At 36.2% G+C, this 25,613-nt stretch carries 26 protein-coding genes; 8 read left to right on the top strand and 18 right to left on the bottom strand.

Annotated elements, in window-relative coordinates:
- Window positions 1-21: 21 nt before the first annotated feature.
- Together NYE73_RS14225 and NYE73_RS14230 are read right to left on the bottom strand one after the other, a co-directional pair.
- Window positions 22-495 carry a GNAT family N-acetyltransferase gene (locus tag NYE73_RS14225; RefSeq protein WP_103118249.1) on the bottom strand — a complete coding sequence of 158 codons (474 nt, stop codon included), beginning with the start codon at window positions 493-495 and terminating at the stop codon, window positions 22-24.
- Between the two features lie 271 nt (window positions 496-766).
- Window positions 767-2,242 carry a methyl-accepting chemotaxis protein gene (locus tag NYE73_RS14230; protein WP_066037302.1) on the bottom strand — a complete coding sequence of 492 codons (1,476 nt, stop codon included), beginning with the start codon at window positions 2,240-2,242 and terminating at the stop codon, window positions 767-769.
- 136 nt (window positions 2,243-2,378) lie between these two features.
- Here NYE73_RS14230 and NYE73_RS14235 point away from each other — a divergent pair, with 136 nt between their 5' ends.
- On the top strand, window positions 2,379-3,341 hold the full coding sequence (locus tag NYE73_RS14235) for an MBL fold metallo-hydrolase (RefSeq protein ID WP_259950399.1): 963 nt from the start codon (window positions 2,379-2,381) through the stop codon (window positions 3,339-3,341).
- A gap of 194 nt (window positions 3,342-3,535) precedes the next feature.
- Here the strand turns inward: NYE73_RS14235 and NYE73_RS14240 are convergent, their stop codons facing one another.
- Window positions 3,536-5,353 carry a DNA ligase D gene (locus tag NYE73_RS14240; protein ID WP_259950401.1) on the bottom strand — a complete coding sequence of 606 codons (1,818 nt, stop codon included), beginning with the start codon at window positions 5,351-5,353 and terminating at the stop codon, window positions 3,536-3,538.
- 106 nt (window positions 5,354-5,459) lie between these two features.
- On the opposite strand from NYE73_RS14240, the gene ku reads away from it, so the two are divergent.
- Window positions 5,460-6,281, top strand: a complete 822-nt coding sequence (ku, locus tag NYE73_RS14245) for a non-homologous end joining protein Ku (RefSeq protein ID WP_259950403.1) — start codon at window positions 5,460-5,462, stop codon at window positions 6,279-6,281.
- Between the two features lie 31 nt (window positions 6,282-6,312).
- On the opposite strand, the gene NYE73_RS14250 is transcribed toward ku, so the two are convergent.
- The gene (locus NYE73_RS14250) at window positions 6,313-6,834 is read right to left on the bottom strand and encodes an AAA family ATPase (protein WP_048392603.1); all 522 of its coding nucleotides are present in this window, start codon (window positions 6,832-6,834) and stop codon (window positions 6,313-6,315) included.
- Window positions 6,835-6,974: 140 nt separating this feature from the next.
- Between NYE73_RS14250 and NYE73_RS14255 the strand changes: the two genes are divergently transcribed.
- Window positions 6,975-7,982 (top strand): serine hydrolase domain-containing protein, encoded by a 1,008-nt coding sequence (locus NYE73_RS14255; RefSeq protein ID WP_259950405.1) that lies wholly within the window; start codon window positions 6,975-6,977, stop codon window positions 7,980-7,982.
- A gap of 14 nt (window positions 7,983-7,996) precedes the next feature.
- Here the strand turns inward: NYE73_RS14255 and NYE73_RS14260 are convergent, their stop codons facing one another.
- A complete protein-coding gene (locus NYE73_RS14260; RefSeq protein WP_054550283.1) occupies window positions 7,997-8,527 on the bottom strand; it encodes a dihydrofolate reductase family protein in 531 nt (176 codons plus the stop codon).
- Window positions 8,528-8,627: 100 nt separating this feature from the next.
- Between NYE73_RS14260 and NYE73_RS14265 the strand changes: the two genes are divergently transcribed.
- Window positions 8,628-9,581 (top strand): helix-turn-helix transcriptional regulator, encoded by a 954-nt coding sequence (locus tag NYE73_RS14265; protein ID WP_054550284.1) that lies wholly within the window; start codon window positions 8,628-8,630, stop codon window positions 9,579-9,581.
- A 90-nt stretch (window positions 9,582-9,671) separates the two neighbouring features.
- Entirely contained in the window at window positions 9,672-10,718 is a 1,047-nt protein-coding gene (locus NYE73_RS14270; protein WP_259950408.1) for a DUF418 domain-containing protein, read from the top strand.
- Between the two features lie 358 nt (window positions 10,719-11,076).
- Here NYE73_RS14270 and NYE73_RS14275 read toward each other — a convergent pair whose 3' ends face one another.
- Window positions 11,077-11,931 carry a hypothetical protein gene (locus NYE73_RS14275; RefSeq protein WP_054550286.1) on the bottom strand — a complete coding sequence of 285 codons (855 nt, stop codon included), beginning with the start codon at window positions 11,929-11,931 and terminating at the stop codon, window positions 11,077-11,079.
- A gap of 426 nt (window positions 11,932-12,357) precedes the next feature.
- On the opposite strand from NYE73_RS14275, the gene NYE73_RS14280 reads away from it, so the two are divergent.
- Complete coding sequence (locus NYE73_RS14280; protein WP_048392591.1) at window positions 12,358-12,603, top strand: hypothetical protein; 246 nt, start codon at window positions 12,358-12,360, stop codon at window positions 12,601-12,603.
- Between the two features lie 53 nt (window positions 12,604-12,656).
- Here the strand turns inward: NYE73_RS14280 and NYE73_RS14285 are convergent, their stop codons facing one another.
- Together NYE73_RS14285 and NYE73_RS14290 are read right to left on the bottom strand one after the other, a co-directional pair.
- On the bottom strand, window positions 12,657-13,049 hold the full coding sequence (locus tag NYE73_RS14285; RefSeq protein ID WP_054550287.1) for a RidA family protein: 393 nt from the start codon (window positions 13,047-13,049) through the stop codon (window positions 12,657-12,659).
- Between the two features lie 708 nt (window positions 13,050-13,757).
- Window positions 13,758-14,306, bottom strand: a complete 549-nt coding sequence (locus NYE73_RS14290) for a hypothetical protein (RefSeq protein ID WP_115673266.1) — start codon at window positions 14,304-14,306, stop codon at window positions 13,758-13,760.
- A 217-nt stretch (window positions 14,307-14,523) separates the two neighbouring features.
- Between NYE73_RS14290 and NYE73_RS14295 the strand changes: the two genes are divergently transcribed.
- Window positions 14,524-15,189, top strand: a complete 666-nt coding sequence (locus NYE73_RS14295) for a response regulator transcription factor (protein ID WP_036076407.1) — start codon at window positions 14,524-14,526, stop codon at window positions 15,187-15,189.
- A gap of 1 nt (window position 15,190) precedes the next feature.
- Window positions 15,191-16,438 carry a sensor histidine kinase gene (locus tag NYE73_RS14300; protein WP_115673267.1) on the top strand — a complete coding sequence of 416 codons (1,248 nt, stop codon included), beginning with the start codon at window positions 15,191-15,193 and terminating at the stop codon, window positions 16,436-16,438.
- 141 nt (window positions 16,439-16,579) lie between these two features.
- Here the strand turns inward: NYE73_RS14300 and NYE73_RS14305 are convergent, their stop codons facing one another.
- From NYE73_RS14305 to NYE73_RS14350, 10 genes are all read right to left on the bottom strand, one after another.
- Window positions 16,580-17,134: a ferric reductase-like transmembrane domain-containing protein gene (locus NYE73_RS14305; protein ID WP_036076409.1), complete on the bottom strand. Its 555-nt coding sequence runs from the start codon at window positions 17,132-17,134 to the stop codon at window positions 16,580-16,582.
- The gene (locus tag NYE73_RS14310; protein WP_259955494.1) at window positions 17,124-18,005 is read right to left on the bottom strand and encodes an FAD:protein FMN transferase; all 882 of its coding nucleotides are present in this window, start codon (window positions 18,003-18,005) and stop codon (window positions 17,124-17,126) included. The genes NYE73_RS14305 and NYE73_RS14310 overlap by 11 nt, the downstream gene beginning before the upstream one ends.
- A gap of 52 nt (window positions 18,006-18,057) precedes the next feature.
- Entirely contained in the window at window positions 18,058-18,315 is a 258-nt protein-coding gene (locus NYE73_RS14315) for a hypothetical protein (protein ID WP_115673268.1), read from the bottom strand.
- A 17-nt stretch (window positions 18,316-18,332) separates the two neighbouring features.
- Complete coding sequence (locus NYE73_RS14320) at window positions 18,333-18,983, bottom strand: copper amine oxidase N-terminal domain-containing protein (RefSeq protein WP_115673269.1); 651 nt, start codon at window positions 18,981-18,983, stop codon at window positions 18,333-18,335.
- A 324-nt stretch (window positions 18,984-19,307) separates the two neighbouring features.
- On the bottom strand, window positions 19,308-20,513 hold the full coding sequence (locus tag NYE73_RS14325; protein WP_036076413.1) for an EAL-associated domain-containing protein: 1,206 nt from the start codon (window positions 20,511-20,513) through the stop codon (window positions 19,308-19,310).
- 443 nt (window positions 20,514-20,956) lie between these two features.
- The gene (locus tag NYE73_RS14330; protein ID WP_048392586.1) at window positions 20,957-22,060 is read right to left on the bottom strand and encodes a hypothetical protein; all 1,104 of its coding nucleotides are present in this window, start codon (window positions 22,058-22,060) and stop codon (window positions 20,957-20,959) included.
- A 14-nt stretch (window positions 22,061-22,074) separates the two neighbouring features.
- Window positions 22,075-23,406 (bottom strand): SPFH domain-containing protein, encoded by a 1,332-nt coding sequence (locus NYE73_RS14335; RefSeq protein ID WP_259950414.1) that lies wholly within the window; start codon window positions 23,404-23,406, stop codon window positions 22,075-22,077.
- Window positions 23,407-23,568: 162 nt separating this feature from the next.
- Window positions 23,569-23,943, bottom strand: coding sequence for a DUF423 domain-containing protein (locus NYE73_RS14340; RefSeq protein WP_103118262.1), 375 nt, complete (start codon window positions 23,941-23,943; stop codon window positions 23,569-23,571).
- Between the two features lie 11 nt (window positions 23,944-23,954).
- Entirely contained in the window at window positions 23,955-24,380 is a 426-nt protein-coding gene (locus NYE73_RS14345; protein ID WP_004225136.1) for an acyl-CoA thioesterase, read from the bottom strand.
- Between the two features lie 721 nt (window positions 24,381-25,101).
- Entirely contained in the window at window positions 25,102-25,605 is a 504-nt protein-coding gene (locus NYE73_RS14350; protein ID WP_259950416.1) for a hypothetical protein, read from the bottom strand.
- Window positions 25,606-25,613 lie beyond the last annotated feature (8 nt).

Raw genomic sequence — 25,613 nt, forward strand, 5'->3', positions numbered from 1 at the left:
ATGCCAACTATCGAAAGTAAATTACGGTAGAATTTTATAAAACAACACACGATCTTGATTTTCACCACCATAATTACTATGAATGGACATATTATCTAACACTTTGTCACCTTTTTCCATTCTAAAACCCAGATTCGTATGGAAGGCGATGGATACTTCATTAATAGGCGACGTGACACATTTCACAATATTTCGATGGTATTGCTTCACCACATGAAAGAATACATCATATAATCTTTTTGCAATATTCTGTTTTCTGTAATCAGGATGGACCCCAACAAAATGGATGAACGCTTCATTTGTTTTGGACTGCGATAAAAAGCCAATGAGGAAGCCAATAATTTCGCCATCCTTCTCCATAATAAGGCTTGTATTTGTAAAGTGATCAAAAAATAATTTAGGCAGCTTGTCTGACATATTCCTACCACCCCACCACTCATTAATCAATGGAGATAAAGTATAGTAATCTGAACTCTGTACACTACGAATGTTCATGGAATCCGTCCTCCTTTTCAAGTCATACAACTGATTTATGGCCTGAATGTATCTACAGCTAATATATAAATGGTGACAATCACCATAGCATACCCCACTACAAATGCATATTTAAGTTATTGTGCTGAGGCTCATACAAACTCAAAAACAATCACCACAACCAGATATGGATAAAACAATGTAGATGAATACTATCTCTATACCCTCCATCTAGGAAGGTTAATCCTACTCTTATTTTACCCTACCATTTATTTCAATATCAATGGTTCTATTATACCTTTGCCATCACTAATGCCTTTAACGTGTTACTTAAAGCCTGAATATGATTTGTCGTATCTGTCATGCTTACTAGAAGCTGATTTTCGTCCTCCACTGAATGTAGAATAGCACCAGTAGAAGCCGCATTTTGCTCGGTCATGTGATTCAGTTTTTCAATTTGCTTTTGAATTACCTCGAATTGTGAGATGGCACTGCTTAATTCATGCATCCCTCTTGTTAAATCTGTATTCGTTTCCGTAAAAGAATCCTTTAAACTATTAAAGAAATGACTGACATCCTGTAAAAGCTGTTCTCCATGCTGGAGTGCCTTTTCACCGTCATCAGAGCGTTGATGAGCCTCTGTTGATTTTTCAAACAAGGTTTTTGTCACATTGGTAATGCTGACAGTAATTGCAGCGCTTTCCTCTGCTAGCTTACGCACTTCATCTGCTACAATAGCAAATCCTTTTCCATGTTCTCCCGCTCTAGCTGCTTCTATCGCCGCATTTAAGGCCAATAAATTAGTCTGTTCTGCAATATGGGTAATCCCCTTTAATAGACTATCCACTGTTTGCAGGCTGTGTTGCAGCTCGTTGACAGTTTCTGCAGTTGAGCCCATGGCATGACTCATGACGCTCATTTGAGTCATTGCATCCTGCATTTTATCCCACCCTGCTAATACTTCTTGTTGTAGATCAGTAGATTTAGCGACCGTATCCTTCGAAATCGTCAATGTTTTATTGACAAAATGAACCGAGTCACCCATTGTGCCATGAATCATTTGCAAACTAGATGCCTCCTGCTGAATACTTGCAGAAATATCCTCTGTCGCTACTAAAATTTGCTTACTAGAGCCAGAAATCCTTTGCATTGTTTGTTGGAATTGCGTGACATGTTTGTCCAATGCCTGACTACTCTTTTCGATTTCCTGAAATGTATTTTGTAGTTGATTGAAGGATGCTTGCACTTCATTTTGCTGGATTTCTGCATGTTGAATCAATTCATTTCCCCATTTTGCCAGCAAATAAAAAGCAATAATGACCCCATTCATAATTGCCAGAAGTGTCACAAAGACAATGGTGTCATCAAATGGTCCTAACAATGATGACGAGTTGACCATATATAAAATGAAAAAACTAAAATTGGTTAGAATCCCAAAGAAAACAATCAATTCTTTTTTAAAATATAGGGCAATGATGGCCACTGTGCACAGTAAAATATAATGTTTATTTAATGAGAAGCTATCAAGCAAAAATAAGGTAAACACAACACTTGATGGAATGAGACCAAAAATAAAGCCTTTGACATACGTTTTTATAGGTAAAAAATAATTACATACCGCCAAAGCAATGACAGCTAACCCAATAAATAAAAAATGGATGCCCTTTGATAGAATCATAGGTCCACATATTAGAATGGCCAAAATTGAGATAATAGCCAAATTTACACGATGAACTTTTCGTGTATCATAACGAATTTTATGCTCCATTACTATCCCCCTAAAAAAATGAATAGACATTCAGTTTAATTTTCTATTATTATATAGTATAACAACTACTTTTTGTAGATAAATATTGCATTTATAAGCAGAATTAGCTTATTTTTGAAAAAAGGGGGAAATTGAATTGACTAGTGTCCAACAAATCGCACCAAATTTCTACTGTATCGATACACATGATTTAGGTCGAGAGCAGCGAACAAGCTCCTATCTATTAATCGATGAAAAGATAGCTCTCATCGAAACTTCAGCCAGTCCATCCGTACCTTATATTATGGAAGGGTTACAAAAATTAAATATTTCCGTAGAGGATATAGACTATGTCATCGTGACACATATTCATTTAGACCATGCAGGCGGAGCAGGGTTATTTTTGCAAAGCTGTCCCAATGCTAAATTAGTGGTTCATCCACGAGGCGCAGCCCACATGATTGATCCCAGTCGTCTTATCCGCAGTGCTAAAGGGGTTTATGGCGCTGAATTTGACCGCCTTTTTGATCCAATTGTGCCCATTGACGCTACAAGAATTATTGAAGTCCATCACGAACAGCGATTACAATTAGGTCAGCATCATTTAACGTTTTATCATACTGAGGGGCATGCTAAGCATCATGTTTCAATGCTTTATTCCGCAACAAATGGCTTGTTTGTAGGAGATACAACAGGTGTTCGCTATCCCGAAATGGATGAGGAAGCAATTGATTTAATCATTCCGTCCACCTCTCCAAATCAATACAACCCTGAAACAATGGAACAATCCTTAAAATTGTACGAAAAGCTACAAGCAAGTGAATTGTACTTCGGTCACTATGGGGCTTATAAAAATCCAGCTGAAGCCTATCGTCAGGTGCGCTATTGGACACCACTCTTTTTAGAAGAAGGTAGAAAAGCGCAAGCAGCATCCAGCCAGTTCCAAGAACAAGTTCACTACTTAGATGCTCGCTTAAAGGAACTTTTATTTAACTATCTACAGGAAAACGGCATTCCGTCCGATCATCCTGTCTATCAAACCATCCCATTCGATACCATTGTGTCCGCAATGGGCATACTGGATTATCTCGAAAAAGCAAATGCGCAGATTCCACTTTAACGGCAATAAGAGGTGTTCCCAATGACATTAGGGACACCTCTTTTTTAGAAGCGCTTATAGTACTGGTCAAAGCAAGCTTTTTGTAAAACCTGCCCTTTTACATCGGAGGGCGCTCTTTTTTCAGGTGAACCGCTCGCTTTACATCGCACTGCGCTTATGCCCTGTCCAAGCTTTTCCTATCTCCATAAGTGTCCTCATTCCTTTAATTGATCTAGAACTGCTTGAAAATTTTGTTGCTCCCCTACTTCACGAAATAATTGAAAGGGATTGCTCATTTTTTTCATGCGCTCCATGACAAAGGGAATCGTAAAAAGTGTTGGCGTTAGGTTTTCATTGACCTCCTCCCATAGAAGCGGTGTTGCTACTAAACCCATTTCATTGCCACGAGTGGAATACGGGGCAATGATAGTCTTGCCCTCTGCATGTTGTACATAATCTAAATATAATTTTTCATGACGATTCTTTTTTAAACGCTCAATTGTATATAAATTTGGCTTTTGCTCACATAAAAAGCGACAAACAAACTCTGTAAATATACGTACCTCTTCATAAGTAAATGTATTTGCGGGTAAAGGAATATACAGCTGTAAACCTTTTCCACCTGATGTTTTGACAAAGGATTGGAGCTGAAAATAATCAATAATGTTCTTTAAATCAAGTGCTCCTGAAACGGCTAATGAAAAATCTTGTACTGAAGGAGGATCTAAGTCGAAAACGATTTCTGTCGGGTACGAAGAATGATGTGTTTGAAATGGAATGTGGAACTCTAATGCCAGCTGATTTCCAAGCCACAATAACGTTTCCAAGTTATTACACACGATATAATCAATATCATCCATCACAGCTGTTGCCACAAAATTAGGCATTTTTTCTGGTTTACTTTTTTGATAAAAACTTTCGCCTGGAACACCATGTGGATAGCGTATTAGCGTTAGAGGGCGATCCTTTAGAAAAGGCATTAAATAGGGCGAAATATTTTGCAAATAGAACAAGTATTGATCCTTTGTAATACCCATATTCGGCCATACAGGCTTGTCTGGATGTGTGATAGCAACTGAATCAGGGATAGGATACAGTTGACGTTGCATGTGCAGCCAATGACATTCCTCAGGTGATATCTCTAATCGAAAGGCATGAAATCTAGGTTCCCGAAGCTTACTACCATCAAAATCAATACAGGCAATATCAACACAAATCGAAGGCTCAAGTGCCCATAGCTCCTTTTTACGCAGTCCATTAGTCTGAAAGAATTTGACAAGTGTTTGATGCTCTTCTTCTGTCATACCATGCTTAAACGTAACGACTTCTCGTAATTCATTGTCCTCAAAAACTGCACCATGAAAATAACTATTGCTATGGTCATATTGTGTGACAATGACTGTGACATAACGCCAATTTTTTATCTTTAACCAATGATTTGATCGTATGTTTTCAAGCCATTTACTTGTTTTCTTCTTAGCTACAATGCCTTCCCCATTGTAAAGCTTGATGGACTGCCATAAGCTCTCATGCTCCTCACTACCATGTATGACTTGGATAGGCGTTGGATTCTCATAGTTTACGCTTGGCCATTTGAACTTCGTAGCAAGCTTGACCAATTGCTCCTTACGCGTTTTTAAATAGTGGTTTTGGAGAGATTCTCCTTTAAGGGTTAAAACATCAAATGCTAGATAGTGAAAAGGACATGAATGAGCATGTTCCTGAATCACGTCTTGATTTTGCATTCTCCCCCTCTTCTGAACAACGGCAAAATCACTTTTATAATGATTGCGTAAATAAACTAACTCCCCATCCAAGGTTAGGGGTAAAAAGGTTTGGATGGATGTATATATTTGCTGACAAAAAGCTAAAATTTCGGGAAACAAGTGATTTAACTGTCGTCCATTTCTGCTAATGAGCTTCGGCTCCTCATCCCAAACTAATAAGCAGCGAAAACCATCATATTTTGTTTCAAATAGCCATTCATCTCCACTAGGAATATCGTTTGTTTCGGATAAAAGCATTGGTTTCATTCCGCTATACCTACTTTGCTTTTTATATTCAGTGTTTGAAGATTTCATTTTAAGATACATAAAAAACCTCAAAATACATCATAGTAAGAAAAACGAGGTGACAACAATGCATACAGTGTGGAAAGGCAGTATTTCCTTTGGACTTGTTAATATTCCTGTGAAACTACATGCTGCTACTGAAAATAAAGATGTCAAATTGCGTCAGCTTCACAAAGAATGCCATACGCCGATTAGCTATAAAAAGGTTTGTGAGGGCTGTAACCAAGAGGTAACAGATGAGGATATCGTGAAGGCTTATGAATATGCCAAAAATAAATTTGTTGTGTTGGATCAAGAGGATTTAGAAAACTTGCGTAAGGAAAATGAAGATAAGGCTGTGGAAATTATTGATTTTGTGCAATTAACTGAAATCGATCCAATCTATTTTGAACGCACCTATTTTTTATCACCCGATTCGACGGGAGCCAAAGCCTATTCATTGTTACGAAAAACATTAGAACAATCAGGGAAAATTGGCATTGCCAAAATCGTTATCCGCTCTAAAGAGCAACTTGCCATTGTGCGTGTTTATCAAAATGCCCTTGTGATGGAAACAATTCACTATCCAGATGAGGTAAGAAGCATTGGCGATGTCCCTAATATTCCAAGTGAACAGGATGTAGTACAAAAGGAGCTCGATACAGCCCTCATGTTAGTGGAACAACTAACAACTACATTCAACCCTGAAAAATATACAGATGATTACCGCAATGCTTTATTAGAACTAATTGAAGAAAAGAAAGCTACAAATACGATATCTACAAGCGATAAACAACGTCCAATTCCTGAAAATGTCACGGATTTAATGACAGCTCTACAGGCCTCTTTAGAAAAAACAAAAAAGCCCGCTACAAGAAAACGGACTACACGTACAAAGAAAAATGCCTAAGAACAAGCGTATCCTGACATCGGGATACGCTTTAGAATTGTCGAAAATAGGAATCTAAATCCTTTTTGCGCTGAATCATTAAAAGTTTAGCCAATACAGCATGTTGCTGTTTAAAGAATTTAGGCTTTCCTACCCTTTCAAAGCGTTTATTCCAACGAAACATTTTAAAAAAGATCGAAAAAGTAGGTTGATAGTGAGCTTTTTCGAAGCCCATTTTTTGTTTTATAAATCTTTTTATTATACGAAAGACTCGAATTTTATAAGGCGTATCGAGAAAGATAATGCAATCAGCTTGCTGGAAGCTATCAACAACCCACTTCTCCTGATGGATCCCCTCTATAATCCAACTGTTCGTTTGGAGAATGGTTTGTAAGTGCTCCTTTTTTTCTTCATCTGTTCTTAGAATATCCCCTGATTCCTTTCGCATCCATGCCACATTATCAAGCTCATAATAAGGAATCTGCAAGGTTTTAGATAACTTCCTCGCCAATGTTGTTTTCCCACTGCCAACGGACCCAATGATATGTATTTTTTGTGGAAACGCTTTTGTCACAAAACCCCTCCATTGTATGTACCTTTGTAGAAATAATTCCTTTATTATACAATAGATTTCAGCTGACATAACGATAGTTTTCCAAGAACATTCGTTCCTAATTATGGTATAATAAAGGAAAAACTAGGAGATCTTTATTCATGACAATACATGAGCAAATGTCGCAACAACAAATAGCTGGCCTCAGCATTGCCTATATAAAGGATGGTGAGCTTCAGAAGGCAGAGTGCTTTGGTCTATTAGAGGTCGGGAAAACTAACAGAATCAATACCGAAACCATCTTCAATGCCTGTTCAATTAGTAAACTAGTTACAAGCATTTTAGTGATGAAGCTGGTCGAGCAAGGTATAGTAGATTTAGATGAGGATATTAATCAAAAGCTCACATCTTGGAAGATGCCAGATCATAGCTACACTCAGGGAAAAAAAGTAACATTACGACATTTGTTAAGTCATCAGGCCGGAATTATTGACCCTAAAGGCAGCTTCTCTCCCTTACATTCACTATGGCAGAGGCCTTCGATGGTCGACTTATTAAAAGGTACAACTCCTTATTGTTCCATACCAATCGATAGTACTTTTGAGGCTGAGCAAGAATTTCACTATTCAGATGCTGGCTTTTGCATTGTTCAATTGCTGATTGAGGATACAACAGGCTCAAGTTTTTCAACACTCATGACAGACGTGATTTTCCGACCACTAGCCATGACAAATAGCTTTTTTTCTTCCGCAGTCCCAACTGCCAATACAGCAAGTGGTCATCAGAAAGATGGCACTGTAACAGCACAAAGATACCCTATTTACCCGTATGATGCAGCTTGTGGATTATGGACAACACCGTCAGATCTAGCAAAATTATTACAAGAGGTAATGCAGGCCTTAAAGGGAAAGGGTACACTTGGTTTAGCTTCAATCCATGAGCTAATTCGTCCTCAGGGCTGTAAAGAATGGATGGGCCTTGGTGTATTTCTTGATGATGCTGGTGAGCAGCTTGAAATATCCTCACTTGGCTGGGGCGTTGGCTATCAATGTATGCTAGTGGCCTACCCCCACCTAGGCAAAGGCTTTGTTGCCATGATTAACACCGATACAGGCGTCCATCAAATGCAAGGTCTCTTAGGAGAAATCTATCGTTCCTTTATCCAATAAAGAAGAGGCTTGATTTAAGCCTCTTTCCTTACCTCATAATGCAGTTGTACCATTTGGCCATATCGTTTTGTTTCCAATAGCCTTAAGTTTTCGAACGGACGGGGAGATTTAAACAAGGGTATCCCTGAGCCTAGTAAATGGGGTGTAATCGTAATAATCCATTCGTCAATTAGCCGCTCCTGTAAAAAAGCATCTAGAAGGTTACCTCCCCCTACCATCCAAATCTTTGTGCCTTCTTGCTCTTTTAAACGTTGAGTAAATGTGATGACATCCTCCTGGATAAACGTCACATGCTCATTTTCCCCAGTTTGAGTTGTTGAGAACACATAGCATTTTTTATCAGGATAAGGGAACGGTTTAATATGTTCTAGGATATAATCATATGTCCGTTTTCCCATAATGACGGTATCAATGGTTTGATACATATCACCGTAGCCATTATCACCCTCTCCTTCTGTTTCCTCTAGCCACTGTAGATCATCATTTTCCTTGGCAATAAATCCATCTAAACTCCCTGCAATAAATACCAGTATTTCTCGTGACATTACGTCAGCTCCTCTTCTTTTGAAAATCTCTTGTACAATCTCTATACTAAATATAAAACATGACAACTATTGGCATGATTAAATAAAAAGGTGAAAAAATATGACCAAAGCTAAACGATTAATTGATATTTTGCTATTCGTCAGTGTGAAAAAGAAATTTACAGCGCAGGAAATTGCCGACACCTTCCATATTTCCGTGCGAACGGTGCATCGTTACCTTTTGGATTTAAGTGATATGGGGCTACCCATTTACGCGGAACAGGGAAGACATGGGGGCTATACGGTGCTATCCAATGCCATTCTCCCCCCGATATTATTTACTGAGGAAGAGGCGGTCGCCATTTTCTTTGCATTCCAGTCTTTGCACTATTATCGTGATTTACCCTTTAATACTGAAATGAAGTCTGTCTCTCAAAAACTGTATGAATCCTTACAGAAGGAAGCCAAGAAAAAGGTGGATACGCTGCAATCCTATATTGCCTTTTGGAACCCTAAAAGAGCCATTACAACACCACTCTTAACGGACGTTTTAGAGGCTATCATCAACCAATCACAATTGCATATCCAGTATGAATCGAAGTCTGGTATCACCTCTAAGCATATCCAGCCTATTGGCGTGTACGCTCATGATGGCTTATGGTATATGCCTGCGCTACTGCTATCAAATGAAAGAATATTACTCTTCCGTGTAGATCGAATTAAAGGGATAAAAATTAGTGAAGCAAACCATAAAACGACGATGAATTTGCAGCAATGGCTTGAAACTGACTATGAGCCTCAGCAGCCTATTCGGTTATATGTAGAATTATCAAGCGAGGGCGTTCGTCAATGTTTAAGTGAGCCCCATCTTGAAAAAGCGGTTGTTCGACATAGTGATGGAACAGGCTATATCGATACGATTATCGATCAACATGAGCTCCACTTTAATAGCTCCCTATTCTTTCGCCTTGGTCAACATGCGATTGTCAAAGAACCATACGCACTAATTCAGCTTATACGTCAGCATGCATATGAGCTATTAGCGATTTACCCTGAGCCAATAGAGCCTCTATAAGATGACAATTTTGTTAGATTCACGTAACATTCATCGTTACTACTTTTAAAAGATCTTCCTTATAATTGGTCTTGAAGGAGGAGATATACGTTGCAACCGACCAACAGTAATAAACGAATTGATACATTAGATTATTTAAGAGGGTTCGCCTTACTGGGCATTATTTTAGTCAATATCCCCTCATTAATGTGGATTGAACCACCTGAATTGGCAAACGATATTGCCTATAGCCGCTTTCTAACACTTTTTGTAGAGGGTAAATTTTTTATCATTTTTTCATTTTTATTTGGAATAGGATTCTATCTCTTTATTTCACGCGCACAGGCAAGGGGCGAAAAAGCCTATGCCTTATTTAGTCGTAGGCTTTTGATTTTACTGTTTATGGGGCTAGTGCATTTTTATTTCCAACCAGGTGAAGCCTTAACTGTCTATGCTATCTTTGGCTTTGTAGCCTTACCTTTTTATAAAATGCGCAAAGACATCAATCTCATCCTTGGATTCATCCTATTAGCCATCACTGCCTATTTTGGTCTAAAAATTTTAATGCCATTTCCACTGATTTTGCTTGGTCTAGCTGCTGGTCAATATCATTTATTTGAAAATATCTCGTTACATCGAAATAAAATCATGTTCGTGACGATTGTAATGGGCTTTATAAGCATGGCTAGCTGGTTTTATCAATGGCAGTATGTCCCTGAGCCTCTTGTTAATATCCAGCATTTGCCCAAGGATCAGCTAGCGGCTCATATTACAAATATTGAGCAATTTTCATTAATCGGACTACAGTTTAGCCCATTCGCTTCTGCCTTTTACATGGGAACAATCATCCTATTATTACAAAGCACTTTGTTCCAGCGACTATTGGCACCGTTAAAAGCATATGGGCGCATGGCCTTGACTAATTACCTGGGGCAAACAGCGCTTATTCTCTTAATTGGCCATGCTTTCGGTTTAATTGGACAACTTCGCTATCTTGAATCTTTGTGGATTTGTCTAGGCATTTATGGTTGCCAATTGCTCTTTAGTAAGCTATGGCTATACTTTTTCCGCTTTGGCCCTATGGAATGGCTATGGCGAATCGGGACATATTGGACAATTCCTCCCCTACGACAAAGTACGAAAGATTATTTATCGTAAAGGATAAACACCTATCAGCTTGGTGGTAAACATCATATATTGGTAATGTACCCTACTCGCTTTCCATCTTTGCTCATATCTTCAGCAAGAAACACATCCCCATTTTATTTAGTCACCAAAGTGACTAATTTAAAAACAGCGTTAAGCCATTATTAACGCTGTTTTTTTACTTTTATTACATCTAATAAGTGAATCATTGGGGTTACTTTGTGGGGAATAGGTATTAAAAGCTAATAAAGTTACTGGGACATAAACATACAAGTCACTGGATTTTAAAATCCAGTGACTTGTATTCATTACCATTATTTTTCTCTTGCAAGCAAGTATAGCTCTTCATCTTGATAATTGGTTCACTGTACTAAATACGGGTTAATGCGCCATCAGGTTTGGGAATTTCTTGAACTGTTAGCTGATTCATTTTACAAAAATGTTTAAAGAATTGTTGTGCCAACTCCAGTTCTTTTGGGTCACTTTTCAACGAAATGATATCAAGTAAAATTTGAGCCATCCATAAATTTTCGAAATAACGATATTTCCCTGTTTTCCATGTCATTTTTTCGGGGAATTTTTCATTGATATAATATTGCCAGAAAAGTAACTGATCCGATTCCTGTTCTGTCAGTTGAATTCTGTATTTTGAATGAGCAGGAATATGTCCATCTTCACACAGCTTGCCGACGAATTTTTCATTCACCATATAGACACCTAAGATGCGTCTATCACTTTCAGGCTGGCTGGAATCTCTTGCTGTTAAAAGGACAGCGCTATTTTGGTGCAAGCGGCTCGGCTTGTTTGGCTTCCCTTTATTATTACCACTCTTTAATATACCTGAAAAAACATTCCACTCTGAAACAGAACTATTCTGTTCCTCTGAATCACACCAAAAAACCATCTGTGATGCGGGATGAAGTTTATGATTACTCATAAGTTTTTCGTGTTCCAAGCGAAGCAAGAGTTCTTTCCGTTGAAGTTCTTTGGCCTCTTCCATCCGCGATTCTTCTTCTTTTCGTTCAATTTCTTTTTTTTGTATAATTTCCTCAAGTAACTTAGCATCACTTTTATCATGTATTGTTAGGTGCTTTCCAAATACATCTGGAAAAACAAACCTTTTATTTTCTGATGCAAAATGTATTTCAATACTTGAATCATTTTGATTAACTATACTACCTATGCCAAAACGCTTGTGTGTAACTTTCTTATTAATTAGATTCATTCATCTAGTCCTCCTTATGGAATAAAAATTAAGTTACTATTAGATAGTAAAATTTCAAATAACTTCTTTAAAACAATTTCGAATTTTTCTTCTGTTTAAAAATAAAAAAACGTATCCAAATTCTTTCTGCAAAATAGGACATCGGAATTCGAAATACGTTTATAAAAAAATGATCGTAAGACTATTATAACATTTTTTAATAAAATTACAAATTTATTATTGACAACACATTTTTACATGAGTTAAAATATTTATTTATTCTCTGAATGTCATTAGAATCCTGTTAGAAAAGACCATAAACTTCTAAAAAACGCCTTATAAAATCCAACTTTTCCTTGTTACCTATTTGATGCCCATAAATTCTTCACCTGTTTCTTATTCTTAGCATACAATGCAAATAATACCCTTTTTTGTAGGGAGGATTATATGAAGCAAAATAAAGGTAATCGGAATAATGAGGGATTGGAATCCGTGAGTCAAGCAGCTAAGTTGGCTGTCATTGCGGGGGCGATTACAACACTTGGAGACGCTCTAGCGACCATTGCGGCTGGTCTTGCTCTAGAGGATGAGTTGAAGGAAATTGAAAGTAATAGCAATGATATTGACAAACTACAAAAGCAAATTGACGAATTAAATTATGAAATGAAACAATTAAAAAGGATGTTACGTTAATACCGTCTGTACACAAAAACGACAATACCACATGGATATTGTCGTTTTTTAGGCTATTTAGCAGCCCAAAGTTCAATCTCTATTTTGATATCTGGTAGCCCCAATGCAGATACATAAGCAATAGTCATAGAGGGATAGGAATGACCAAACATTACTTCCCATTGCTGATAGAAATGATGCCAATCAATCTCCTCTGTCGCCCATATATTCACCTTTACCACATGAGATGTATCCAATCCCTCAGTTGCTAAAAGCGCTTCAATATTTCTAAATGTATTGGTGGTTTGTTCAATTAAATCTGCAGGCAGTTGATCATCTTGATCAACCCCAATTTGTCCAGAGAATGCATACATTGTTGCATCTTTCGGGATGATTGTGATGTGGCTATATTTCCCAACAGGGCTAGGTACCTGCATTGGATTTTTACGTACTATGTTAGTTTTCATATTCTTTTCTCCTTTAGGATTGTATTTTTTTCTAAAAAAGGGCAGACTTATCCCATGTTCGTTGATTTTAGAAAAAAACAGCTGTGGAGAACCCTATACCCATGCTTAAAAAACGAATAGCTCTTTTTTTCATGTGAATTCTCCTCCTTGGCCCTAAAGTTATGTTCACTTTACCATTTCTATCCTAGACAATCAATGAAATACCCAAACTCTTTTGCATTTCATCGATTATTTCTCAGGCAATTAACTATTCAACCATAGCAATCACAACATATATATAGTAGTGTAAAGCTAAATTAGCCTTACACCTCCGAAATTGTTACTAGGGTCACTCCATCCCAAGTGTCCCTTTGCATAAAAGAACTAGGTACCCCTCTTTGGCGGTACCTGGTTTTTTTGTTATTTGGGGTCGAGTCGCACTTATGTTGGCTAAGTTTTGTCCACCTGCATTACAGCTAGTTTTAATTCATCTGCAAGTAATGCTGAGGTGTAGAATTCTTATACGGAAATATACCATAGCCAATACAAGAACTATAAACTTAAATATAATTACACAGCACACTTCCCTAATGAGATCCTTTTGCTTTAAGCTCAAATACTAGAGATTCTTTGTCTAAGCATTGTTTATACAACAAATATAGAAAATGAATGCAGTATGCAACAAAAATGTTAAGCTTAGTAATTATGAGCCGAGTCATGTTTACATAATTAAGAGATAAAAATATGAATCCCTCCTGTAATAACACTTAATGCCGCTATTGAGATATGGATTGTTCGCAAGCTTCGATTTTTTCTATAGTTGAATAAATTCATTCCTATAATAGCAGTAATTGATAAAAGAATAATTGCAATTAAGCCAATAATTCCTTCATTCTCCAATTCACCCTCATTAAAGTACATGATTATCCCATGACCAATACCTAACAACAATGCCATTATGCCAAAAAGAATATGATATCTACCTATTAACTTTGCTACGTATAAATATAGCCCTTTAGATTGTGGGAAAGTACGAGTTACAGACTTCAAGAAAGTTCTAATAGGAAAAATCATACCCGCTGCACCAATTCCTATGAATGTACACCAACCAATTAATTCACCAAGGTCCTCATAACGCCCTTCTTCGTGTTGTTGTCTACCGTTACCCTCATCATACTCATCTTTTCCTTCAAAAATATCATCTGCATAAATGGGATTTACATCATACAAAAAAAACATAACTACCAATACTATCCCAAACATTTTTAAATATCGCATAGGAGATCTCCTTCCATATTGAGGTTCAACATTAGTCTAAGCAACCAATATGAAAAAAATCTGAAAAACGGTACTAGAAAAAATTACGATATTTAATTTAAATTTCTTTTTTGGCTTAGAATAAGTAGAAGATTGGTCGCACAAAAAATTCAGGTGGATTTCATAATGTTGTTATAAATTAGTTATATTGAATATAAAAAAGGTAGGAGGAGCTTCGTTGAAAATACTGATAGCAGAAGATGATAATCGATTAAGAAAAAACATTGTTCACATCATTCAAAAAGAATTTCATCAGGTGGATGCTGTAGATAATGGTCAGCATGCATTAGAATACATACTGTTTCATACATACGATCTAGTCATTTTAGATTGGATGATGCCAGAAATAAGCGGTATTGATGTGTGCAAAGAAGCTAGAAGAAATGGTTATGAAGGTGGCATTTTAATACTAACAGCAAAGGATGATTGCAATGACATCATCTGCGGATTAGATGCAGGTGCTGACGATTATGTTGTTAAACCATTTAAAATGGAAGAACTCTTAGCTAGAATACGTGCCATTTTAAGAAGAAAAAATAAATCCATTCATCAAATCATTCAAATTGATGATTTAAAGTTATATTTGGATTCCAGAACACTTTTTAAAGATAATCAAGAAATACTATTAACTAAAAACGAATTTTTATTGTTAGAGTACCTTTTTATCAACAAAGGCATCATTCTTACTAGAGAACAAATTTACACACAAGTATGGGGCTTTGATCATGAAATGACTAACAACAACCTTGATGCGTTAGTAAAATTAGTTCGTAAAAAAATCGATCATAATCGTCCAAAATCCATTATTGAAAACATTAGAGGAATAGGATACAGAGTGAGGTAGCATGTTTAAGAAAACTCGTAAAAAACTAACTTTATTTAACTCCATTTATTTTATAGGCTTTTTCTTTGCTTTTCTTATTATTCTATATTTTTCATTAGTTCAACTAATGGATTATCAACAAATAGAAGAACTAGAAACTTATTATAAAGAACAATATCATGACTTTTTTGAGCACAAAAATGATAATGAAGGGAAATTAGAATTTAACCCAAATGGTATGTATTTTTACTATATTTATACAAAAGACCAGATACTAGTCCACGGTGACGAAAACTATCAAGGTTTATTTAAAGATCTAGAAAAAATCATTCAAACGGAAGATCCTTCTAAACGTTTTGTAAAAAATATAAAGTGGCGCGATAAACATCTTTTAATTTTATCGAAACCCATTCAGCCGAACGATGAATTTCTTGGATATATTGTTATAGGCAAATCGACCACATCACAATATCATTTTTTTCAAAAAATGATCTTACTGTTTATTGTTTTAATTATAATTTTTACGATAATAATTGGATTCTTAAGTTACTACATGGCAGGAAAAGCCATGATTCCCATTCAACATGCACTTGAAAAACAGAAAAGCTTTGTTTCAGATGCTTCTCATGAGTTAAGAACACCGCTAAGTGTATTTTATAGTTCACTCGATATTTTAGAAACTGATGAAGCTAATAATATGAGTGATTTCGGTAAAGAATTGATTGAAGATTTAAAGCATGAAGCAGAGTTAATGAAAGAGCTATTAGATAAACTATTATTTTTAGCCCGACATGACAAAAATCGTATTCATTCAACTAAAGAAAAAATCTCCTTAACAGAGTTGCTACTAACGATTAGTAGGAAGTTTAAAAGAGCGTTACCGAAATCAATCGTTTTCGAAACAGAAATCCAACCTAATGTTGAATTTATTGGAAATTCAAATAATATAACTGAATTAATTTATATATTATTAGATAATGCCGCTCAGTACACACAAAGAGGATCAATCTATCTAAAGCTTTTACAAACTGATAAAATGATATATATCTACATTGAAGATACAGGCATTGGGATTTCTAAGGAAGACCTACCTTTTATTTTTGATAGATTTTTCCGAAGTGATGCTGTGAGAAACAGAAACGGAACAGGACTAGGACTTGCTATAGCTGATTCTATTGTTCAAGATCACGGAGGAACATTCACAGTTCAAAGCGAATTGGAAAAAGGTACAACATTTTGTATTCAATTTCCTCTTTATACTAAAAAATAGGCTCTTCATCGTTACATGATGGATAAACCATAGAATGGCATTACATGTATCAGTAGTGCCATTCAACTAGTTTATTTTTTTGAGCTACTTTGGCAGTCTAGCTAACATGGAGAAACTGCCTTTCATCCATTCATGCACCGCTTACTTGCTAACCCCTTGCTTTTGATCTTTCTTCTTAAATCCATCACTCATCAACCTTACAAGTAGTGCGGTAATTATAACCATTACCGTACTGCTATAAAATAAAATTACCAACATTTGATTAGAGTCAGTACCAATGAATAGCCCATGAATAAGTGATAATATCCAAGCAGGTAAAACAAGAAAATGCATCTTCTTCCAAAGTGAAAAGTTCATTTTATTTATCCATATATCTGATGTTAAAAGAACTATTAAAAATAAATAAAAAGCTATGGTTCCTAGCCCAGACAACAATGCCTGATAGTTAGCGCTAAAAGGTAATACGATTTCAGAAATAGTATAGGGTTCGTATTGATCAATCATTAGTAAAAGTAAATGTACAATAACAGTTATAAATCCCATCCATCCACTCATTTGATGTAATTGAAAGTATAAGTTTTTATTGGACTTGAGAGTAGAAGATTTCCTTAGTAAACCAAAAAAAATTGACATACTGAAGTAAAAATAACTTAAAAGCCCTAATAATCGAATCCATTCCCAAGTACTAAATAACATCTAATTTTTCTCCTCCTTTCAGCCAATATATACTTCCATCATCTTTTGCTATTAAGCAAGCACAAGGCATCTGTAGTTTGTCAAACCATACTTGTAATTCTTGTTCATTTAATAAAAAAGCCAGTTTTGTTGCCACTTCTGCTTGACATAATGAGTTTGTTATTATTGTTGTTTGAAGGATAGGGCTAATGATTACCTCTCCGGTTCTTCCATCTAATAAGTGATGCTTTTCTTTTCCCTGCTGTTTCCAACTTCTGAATATACGATTCGATGTGGCAATTGCTCCGTTTTGAATTCTAATTGAACTGATCTCTTCGTGTATATGAAATGGATGAGCAATCCCAATGGTCCATGTCTTTTTGCCTGACGACCACATTTTCATATCTCCACCACCATCTACAATTCCAAACTCTGGAGAAACCTGTCTAAGCCAATCAGCTATTTTTTCAACTACGTATCCTTTGGCAAATCCACCTAAATCAATTAATTGATTATCCGTTTTTAAAACTTCATTGTGATCCAAAAAAAGAAATGGCTTATTTGTTTTTTTTTCTATTTGTATTGGCTTATACGTTGATTCTTGAAAAGGAAAGGATCGATCATACCCATGTTGTTCTAAATGTAATTTTAAATACGGAGAAAATATATTATTAGTTAATGTATAATAGTTGTCTGCTGCTTTTAAACAATCATATAATGCAGGAGAAATTCTACCTATTTCTCCTACCTTTAGTTGATTAATTTGATTTAACTCATTATTTGGCTCAAATCTCGACCACTCTCTTGCAACGTATTGCAACCATTTCACCACTTTGTCTTTCCAATCCATTTTTTGCGTTCCAGCAATTTCAATATAAAAGTTTGTATTCATCGTGTTTAATGAAAGGGTATCCAAGCAACTTCAACTCCACTTCAAACTAAGTTTAGGATCGTTTGGTAGTTCGATTGGTACGAATTTTATTTTGTTGTAGTTGATTCACTCCAACAATTTCAAAATTTGTCCAATCTAATTGAACAAGTTCCTTTTCTCGGTCTGACATTTTTTTTGATTGTTCATTTGTCAAATTTAGATCAGCTATGTTTATATCTGATGGAACATTATTAAATTGCGTTAATAGTAAAGAAGATAATATTACTCCAGAAGTGCCTAATATCCATTTAGCTTTCTTTTGATCTTTCATTCAATCATCTCCCTTTTTTATTTTAATAACTTCAATACAACAGCGTTATTCATTTCTTGCCATTCAGCCACATAGCCCAAACCATTTGAAATTACACTAATTGGAACGTATATATTATCATTCAAGTAAAATGTAACAGCTGGTATCGGTGTTTTTATCTCGTTATAGTACACTACATTTGTCCCCGCACGAAAAATTAGTTCTGTACCAGCTTTATTAATTTCCAATATTTTACTATTATCATAATTAACTACTTTTGCACCTAAAAGTTCAGCAACAATTTTACCTGGCACATATATTTCACCATCTAAAGGAATCAAGTAAAGTGACACTGTATTATTATTATTTTCTAGTTTTAATTGAATTTCTTTCGCTTCTTTTAGGGGTAACTCTCCTTTATTTACATAAGTCGATCTTGTCCAAATATTCCATGTATTACTATTTGTTTCAGGGTATCTTTGGTCATAATATTCATATTCATCCTCTTCTTTATAATAATCATAATCATAATCATCATCTTCCTCGTCATCATCATAATCATCATTGTGCTTTTTATGAACATCACCCTCGTATTTTTTATAATCTTCTTCATCATCCGCATTTGCTATGTTGGCATCAACAAATGGCCAAATTAAACTAATAATTAGCAGTATTTTGATAATCCTCATTTTTTCAGCTCCTTTATGATATTTCCATCTTAATTAAGCTAAATGAAAAAATACTGAAAAAACAAAATCATTCATTACAAATTTAACAAATGTATAGACTGCCATTTTTGTTTCGATAGAGGTAGTTAATTTTCTATGAGAACTTAAATAGCATTCTTGATTGAAATCAAAAAAAATTGCCTTCTGCAAATATAGAAGGCAACTTCAGTATTTTACTAGGCTTTTAGGATTCTTCCCCATAATACCTAATACATTTAATTAAAATAAATAGATCGAATTGCAATTTGTACCCATGAAATGTTGTCACTAAAGAAATTACTAATATTATCTAAAGATTTTATGCTCATAAAGATAGTCATAGGAAAGGTCAACAAACAAATATTCATGCTCGTTGATGGCAATGGAGAATGTTCTTGTAATTTCTCCTGTTTCAATATCCCGATACAATTCAGAGATTTCCCCACTTTGATCGTTGCGCATTTTGATAATCGTTTGAAGGAAATAAGGGCGCCAGCTCCAATTTTTATTGATGGCACGTGGCTGTAGCTCCCAGTTCCCATCAATTCGCATAACGTTAGGCGTTAACTGGAACCCATCCTCATTACAAATATAGAGACGGAAGGAGTAGTTATCCAATAATTCAGCTAAATACTCTAAATGGGAGACATTGTCGCTTGTTGGTTTCACACGGTGAACAATCGCCTCTAATTCCTCCCTTAATTTTTTCAACTGCAAATATTGCGCCTCCAGCATTTTCTTTTCGGAAGTAATAAATTGCTGACATTCTTTTTTAAAACGTTCCTTTAATATATCCTTATCGACAAAAGTCATAGCTGGATTTGCTAGGTATGGCCCTTGATAAAATCTACCGCCATTTTTCCAAGCAAATTGTAGCTGATAAACCGTTTCAATATCTTCAAATAATAGATTCGCTCCAATTTTATAAGCTAGGCTACCAATGGCAGAAATCATGTCCGATTGAGCGGACCAAGAATCGTAATTTAAATCACGTGTATTGACCTTTAAGATATGTGGTGCCAATAGCGCAATATGCTCTAAATGACTTTCGGCTCCTACTTCCTGAACGGCAATTTTTACCCCAAACGTCGTAAAATAGCGTAGGGCGTGATGTAATTTGTTAATATCCCCTATAAAACGATGCTCTGATACCACAAGTACGATACGCTGTAAATCTTTTTCCTCTATATATTGTTGGATAATATTAAAATGACTTTCACCAAAATCTTGCATCAATAAATTTGGATTGCTTGGGATATAAATATCAATTTCTGGTGCAATTTCATCAATTTTGGCTAATGCCGCATGTAAAATTTTATGTTCCATATCAATTCGATATTCTTCTGGAATATCTTCATTGTTGACAAAATCCTTTAAATTAATTTGCTGACCTTGAATTTGTAGATATCCGGAAATTTCGTAGGCAATCACCGTATGCGCATCTGCGCTAAATATCGGTTGATAATACCCATGTATTTGATCTAAATTTGTTAACACTTCAATTGCGTCCATCATCGAAACCTCCAATATGAATAACGTTTTCATTGTTATTCAAAAATAACATTACATTTATCATGACTAGCTTAAAAAATGCTCTCTGACTGTATAATAAGTTGTTTAAAGTAAAATCGCAACTTCACTTCTCATCATTAAAGGAAATCCGTCCTAATTTTTAACCACCATAATTGCATTATTTCTAACGACTTTCCTACATAGTAGGTTGCTTGTTACACCATCTTGCAACGTTATGCTTTTGTCCAACCAAGGCTGTTCTGATATTTTACTCTCCCTTTAATCTATGCAACTTGACGCAATGACAGCCGTGATAATGGATGATGATTATCCTATACCAGTCAATTAATTCAGTCATTTACCCAGTATTTAAGGACAATTTTATGAAAAAAACAGTATCCCAAAAGGACAATAAGAGGCTCCTACTGGCATACTGTTTATTATTATTCAGACATAAAGAAATACCAAATCAGAGCGATTACTGCTAATGATAAAATAACTGCAATTGTCACCCGAAGCGGTGAAATAGGGGCATTACCACCAACTCGACCCGTTTGTCCATTCACCATAAAGCGGTAAATCTTCTCCTTATAGCGGAAAGAAGATAACCAAATCGGTAACATTAAATATTTGTATGTAATATCATCATGGTTTGTGGAAAAGCGTAGATTGGATACTACATCCGCCCTATTTTCCCAACGGATTTTGGATGTAATCTGCGCATGGAGGTGATCATGGATTTCACTTTTTGCTTGGCTCCAGCCATCCTGCAAACCAACACTGTAACGCTCTGATAAAAATCCAGCTACATATTGAGGTTTATAGGCCTTATTATTAAGAAGATTAAATGGTTCAATTTTTCGCATCATATCTCGATCATAGCGTGTTGTGGCACTCACTAAATGATCGTCTATAAATTCCTGATAAAACCCACTTGTTGAATACCAATCCGTTTCAGTATGCGTTTTACCATCTTTATCCGTAACCGTTCGATGTCGTCCATATCTTGCGGAGTATCTGGAGCTTGTTTTTGAATCAAACGTCCAATACGGGAGGTATACCCCTTTAAAGGCATCAGGCTTTGCACTTATTTTGGCAGCCTTTGGTGTAAACCATCGACCTTTGATCCATTTCTGAAAATGTTCTCCTGCCTGCTTATCCGTTACTTCAAAAGCACATACGCCATTGGGAGCAAGCGTATTTTCAGCGCTCGCTTCCATGACCTGATTTGAGCCGCAGTAAGGACAACTGTCAGCGACCTGCAGAGCATCATAAATTGTCTCGGCCGCGCAAGCTTTACAAATAACTGTTTTCTTCTCCACGCCCCAATTGAAATTCCCACGTTCCTCTGCTTTTAAGAAGTCCATTTCCTGTGCAACCTTTTCCTCTTCTTGCTCAGGGGTTGCAATTTCAGATTCAAATCCACAATACGGACAGGTCAGCTTACCTGTAGCAGGATTAAACTCAATTGATGCACTACAGGATGGACATTCCGCATCAAAGTCAAGCTTTACTTGTTTGACATGTTCAACTTCTTGCGTTGACATAGGTCATCATCTCCTTACTTGACATCCTTTTCATCAAAAACATCGCCGCATTCTGGACAGAATTTAGGCGGATTGGCAGGGTCCTCTGGTGCCCACCCACATTTATCGCATGCATAGAGTAAAGCACCAGCTGGTTTTTTAGAGCCACACTCGCTACAAAACTTTCCTTTATTCACCGCTCCACATGTACATGTCCAGCCCTCTTCCGCTGGTTTTGCTGCACCGCAATTTGAACAAAATTTCCCTGTGTTGTCATGACCACATGCACATGTCCATGTACCAGGTGCTTTGGCTGATTGATTTTGCATCGCAGCCTGAGCCATTTGCGCTTGCTTATTTTGCTCATTCATTTGATAAAGCTGACCAGCATTGACTCCACCTGCTTGTGCAGCCATATTCATCCCCATAAAGCCTGCCATAGCGCCACCATCATTGTTAGCAGCTGCAATCATCGCTTCTGCCTGAGCGCCTGTTAAATGGGCAGCAGCCATACCTGGATCACGCATAACCGCATTGCGTTGTAGTTGTTTTATCATGGCTTCGTCTTCCTCAGAAGCCTTTAGGGTACTAATCCCAAATGACACAACAGCTAAACCACGTGTAGCAAGCCACTTTTCTGATAATACCTTATTGAGTGCGTCTGCTAACGCAACCGTATGCGCAGGTATTTCACTATAACGAACGCCATTTGCTGAAATTTGTGCAAAGGCTGGCTGTAACGCTGTCATTAATTCTGATTTTAACTGGCTATCAATGGCCTCTCGCGTATATTCACGCTCTACATTTCCACATACATTTGTATAGAATAATAATGGATCAATGATTCTATAAGAATACTCACCATGACAACGAATGGCAATGTCGATATCTAATCCGATATTACGATCAATAACACGGAATGGAATTGGTGCGGGAGTACCATATTTATTGCCAACAATCTCCCTTTTATTAAAATAATAAACTCGCTGATCTTTAGCAGGTTCTCCACCAAATGTAAAACGCTTGCCTATCTGTTTAAATGTTTCCATAATGCCATGAGATAAATCTGAGCCATACATAATCGAAGGCTCTGTAGATGTATCATAGACATATTCCCCAGCTTCTGAAGAAAACTCTACAACCTTCCCCTGTTCAACAATCATCATGCATTGCCCTTCATTGATGGCAATAATCGAGCCATTACTAATAATGTTGTCATTTCCTTTATTTGAACCTCGTTTAGAAGTGCGTTTAATACCCTTAGTTACTAGAACATCTGAGGATAATGCCTTACAATAAAAATATTCACGCCATTGATCCTCTAAAACACCTGTTAATGCCCCAACGCCTGCTTTCAATAAACCCATAAATATTCCCACCTTCACATTGATGTTTAGCTTATTTTAACATCTCTTCATACTATGTAATACGCAAAATCAGACAAATTGTTTCATTTTCTTCTTATCAACAAAAAAACGAGAAGCGCCAATGATATAAATCATCAGAACGTTCTCGTTACTTTTTCTGTATTAGGATAAGGCAGCAATTATAACAAGCACCCACGCAACAATAAATAACATGCCACCAATTGGCGTAATCGCACCTAGCTTTTTCACACCTGTCACGGCTAGCACATATAGACTACCAGAGAAGAATACAATCCCTGTAAACATCAAGTAGCCTGCCCAAGAAAGCAAACTAGAGCTTCCTAAAAATGCATCATTGGATAGAATGCCAAGGGCTAGAATCCCTAAAGCATGATACATCTGATATTGCACAGCCGTTTCCCAAATGGCTGCATAATGCGGTGAGGCAAACTTATCCTTGAGTGCATGTGCACCAAAAGCACCTAAAACAACACCAAGAGCTGCCAAAATAGCGCCTAAAGCTATAAACATTTCCATCTATTGTTCTCCTATTTTGCCTCGACGGCAATTTCTTTATATTTGGCATCCCAAGCTGGGTCAATCTTACTTAATGATACCGGTCGCAATGTATCCTTATGCGCAAGAATATGTACGGATTGAGCTGTGGCTGCTACCGTGCCATCCTCATGTAAAATTTCATAGCCATACGTCGTTCGTAAACGATCATGCTTTTCTACCCAAGTGCGCACCGTCGCCACTTGTCCATAATGCATGGCTGCTTTATACGAAATCGATAAATCCATCACTGGCGATACATAGCCATCTTTTTCTAAGGCAGCATACTCAAAGCCTGCATCACTTACAAGCTGGGTACGCCCAATTTCCATCCAAATAATATAGTTCGCATGGTACACCACGCCCATTTGGTCTGTCTCTGCGTACCGTATTTCAATCTGTTTCTCACTCACAAACATTTTCTTCACCTCGTCCTACATTATAGCGTAAAAGTGTTGATTTGGTGGGGTTTTTGCTCTACTGATTAGAAAAAGTTAATAAATTGTAATTTAAAAAAATTTGAAATTAGATTCAGAAAAGTATTTAGTAAAAAATGTTGGTTTCCGTTTTTACCCGTTGTGCCCCATTTATTTGGGGTACACTGGGATACAAAAATTTAAAAATAAAAGATACTGGGCAGGTGCTGGAAATCAAAAATGTAATTTTTTTTAACAATGGAATTCGAAGCAAAAAAAGTTTTAGTTTATAAGTTTTCGATAAATATGATTGAGAAAAACCACTCATCACTTTATTAGAACTGCCCCGTAAAAGTTAAACATCAATCTAACTTTACGGGGCAGTTCACACACAGAGTTGTCTTTTATTCATTTATTATTTTATTGACTATCCAAAAATTATAAAAAAGGCAATAAAAAACATCATTGCGAATGAACCTATAGCAATTAATACATTTACATATGACAGCAATTCACTCGCTCTTTTCCATCCTTCTAAATAGACCCATGACAAAAGTAAACATACCTATATTAGCAAACACACTTGTTAACAGCTTTCCTACCCAATCTTCCTTCTTTGCAAAGGTTGAATGTGCAATGCGAGATGATATAATTACAATAGCTATTAGACTAACATAGGAAAAAATCCATAAATATCCAATATATCATTTGGGTGCAAAATCCATTAGATACATCCTTCACTTTGCATGAAATCTTCAATCTTTTTCCGTACTACTGCTGGGGAAATTAGTTGAATATGTTCCCCTTTATCGTCACATGTAAAAATTCCTTTGAAAACTTCAGGCATAGCGTCGTACTGTTTTTTTAACTGTTCATTAAATTTTTTGAAACAGTCGTATTGATATTTTTCCAATAAATAAGGTATCAGAAAAGATGAACGCAAGATTTTGTATTCCTGATAATTATATGGTGTACTTTCTGGTCGCCTTTTTAAGATTTCCAACATCTTTTTCATTAAAATCGCAACTTCTTCTTCGCTTGCATAGGCAGCATATCCTCTAATCGCAGTTAGCCGCATATCCAAATATCTCTCTTTTTTATATACTTTGAGAAAAAAGTCCTTTCCGTTCTCAGGCAAGTCAAATACTATTTGTTTTAATAATACATTACGTTTAGCAATATCCTTTGTATTAAAATATATTTCCATTATTGAATTTCTTTTGTCCATATTTCACA

The organism is Lysinibacillus sp. FSL K6-0102, from assembly GCF_038003545.1.
Classification (GTDB): domain Bacteria; phylum Bacillota; class Bacilli; order Bacillales_A; family Planococcaceae; genus Lysinibacillus; species Lysinibacillus capsici.

Coding starts and splice junctions, on each gene's coding strand:
- NYE73_RS14260 (WP_054550283.1), bottom strand. CDS start 8,527: ATGTCACGAGAAATACTGGTATTTATTGCAGGGAGTTTAGATGGATTT.
- NYE73_RS14340 (WP_103118262.1), bottom strand. CDS start 23,943: ATGGAAATGTTTATAGCTTTAGGCGCTATTTTGGCAGCTCTTGGTGTT.
- NYE73_RS14275 (WP_054550286.1), bottom strand. CDS start 11,931: ATGAATCTAATTAATAAGAAAGTTACACACAAGCGTTTTGGCATAGGT.
- NYE73_RS14285 (WP_054550287.1), bottom strand. CDS start 13,049: ATGAAAACTAACATAGTACGTAAAAATCCAATGCAGGTACCTAGCCCT.
- NYE73_RS14280 (WP_048392591.1), top strand. CDS start 12,358: ATGAAGCAAAATAAAGGTAATCGGAATAATGAGGGATTGGAATCCGTG.
- NYE73_RS14350 (WP_259950416.1), bottom strand. CDS start 25,605: ATGGACAAAAGAAATTCAATAATGGAAATATATTTTAATACAAAGGAT.
- NYE73_RS14230 (WP_066037302.1), bottom strand. CDS start 2,242: ATGGAGCATAAAATTCGTTATGATACACGAAAAGTTCATCGTGTAAAT.
- ku (WP_259950403.1), top strand. CDS start 5,460: ATGCATACAGTGTGGAAAGGCAGTATTTCCTTTGGACTTGTTAATATT.
- NYE73_RS14345 (WP_004225136.1), bottom strand. CDS start 24,380: ATGTTTGTGAGTGAGAAACAGATTGAAATACGGTACGCAGAGACAGAC.
- NYE73_RS14320 (WP_115673269.1), bottom strand. CDS start 18,983: ATGAGGATTATCAAAATACTGCTAATTATTAGTTTAATTTGGCCATTT.
- NYE73_RS14240 (WP_259950401.1), bottom strand. CDS start 5,353: ATGAAACCAATGCTTTTATCCGAAACAAACGATATTCCTAGTGGAGAT.
- NYE73_RS14325 (WP_036076413.1), bottom strand. CDS start 20,513: ATGGACGCAATTGAAGTGTTAACAAATTTAGATCAAATACATGGGTAT.
- NYE73_RS14265 (WP_054550284.1), top strand. CDS start 8,628: ATGACCAAAGCTAAACGATTAATTGATATTTTGCTATTCGTCAGTGTG.
- NYE73_RS14300 (WP_115673267.1), top strand. CDS start 15,191: ATGTTTAAGAAAACTCGTAAAAAACTAACTTTATTTAACTCCATTTAT.
- NYE73_RS14305 (WP_036076409.1), bottom strand. CDS start 17,134: ATGTTATTTAGTACTTGGGAATGGATTCGATTATTAGGGCTTTTAAGT.
- NYE73_RS14335 (WP_259950414.1), bottom strand. CDS start 23,406: ATGGGTTTATTGAAAGCAGGCGTTGGGGCATTAACAGGTGTTTTAGAG.
- NYE73_RS14315 (WP_115673268.1), bottom strand. CDS start 18,315: ATGAAAGATCAAAAGAAAGCTAAATGGATATTAGGCACTTCTGGAGTA.
- NYE73_RS14290 (WP_115673266.1), bottom strand. CDS start 14,306: ATGCGATATTTAAAAATGTTTGGGATAGTATTGGTAGTTATGTTTTTT.
- NYE73_RS14330 (WP_048392586.1), bottom strand. CDS start 22,060: ATGTCAACGCAAGAAGTTGAACATGTCAAACAAGTAAAGCTTGACTTT.
- NYE73_RS14310 (WP_259955494.1), bottom strand. CDS start 18,005: ATGAATACAAACTTTTATATTGAAATTGCTGGAACGCAAAAAATGGAT.
- NYE73_RS14255 (WP_259950405.1), top strand. CDS start 6,975: ATGACAATACATGAGCAAATGTCGCAACAACAAATAGCTGGCCTCAGC.
- NYE73_RS14225 (WP_103118249.1), bottom strand. CDS start 495: ATGAACATTCGTAGTGTACAGAGTTCAGATTACTATACTTTATCTCCA.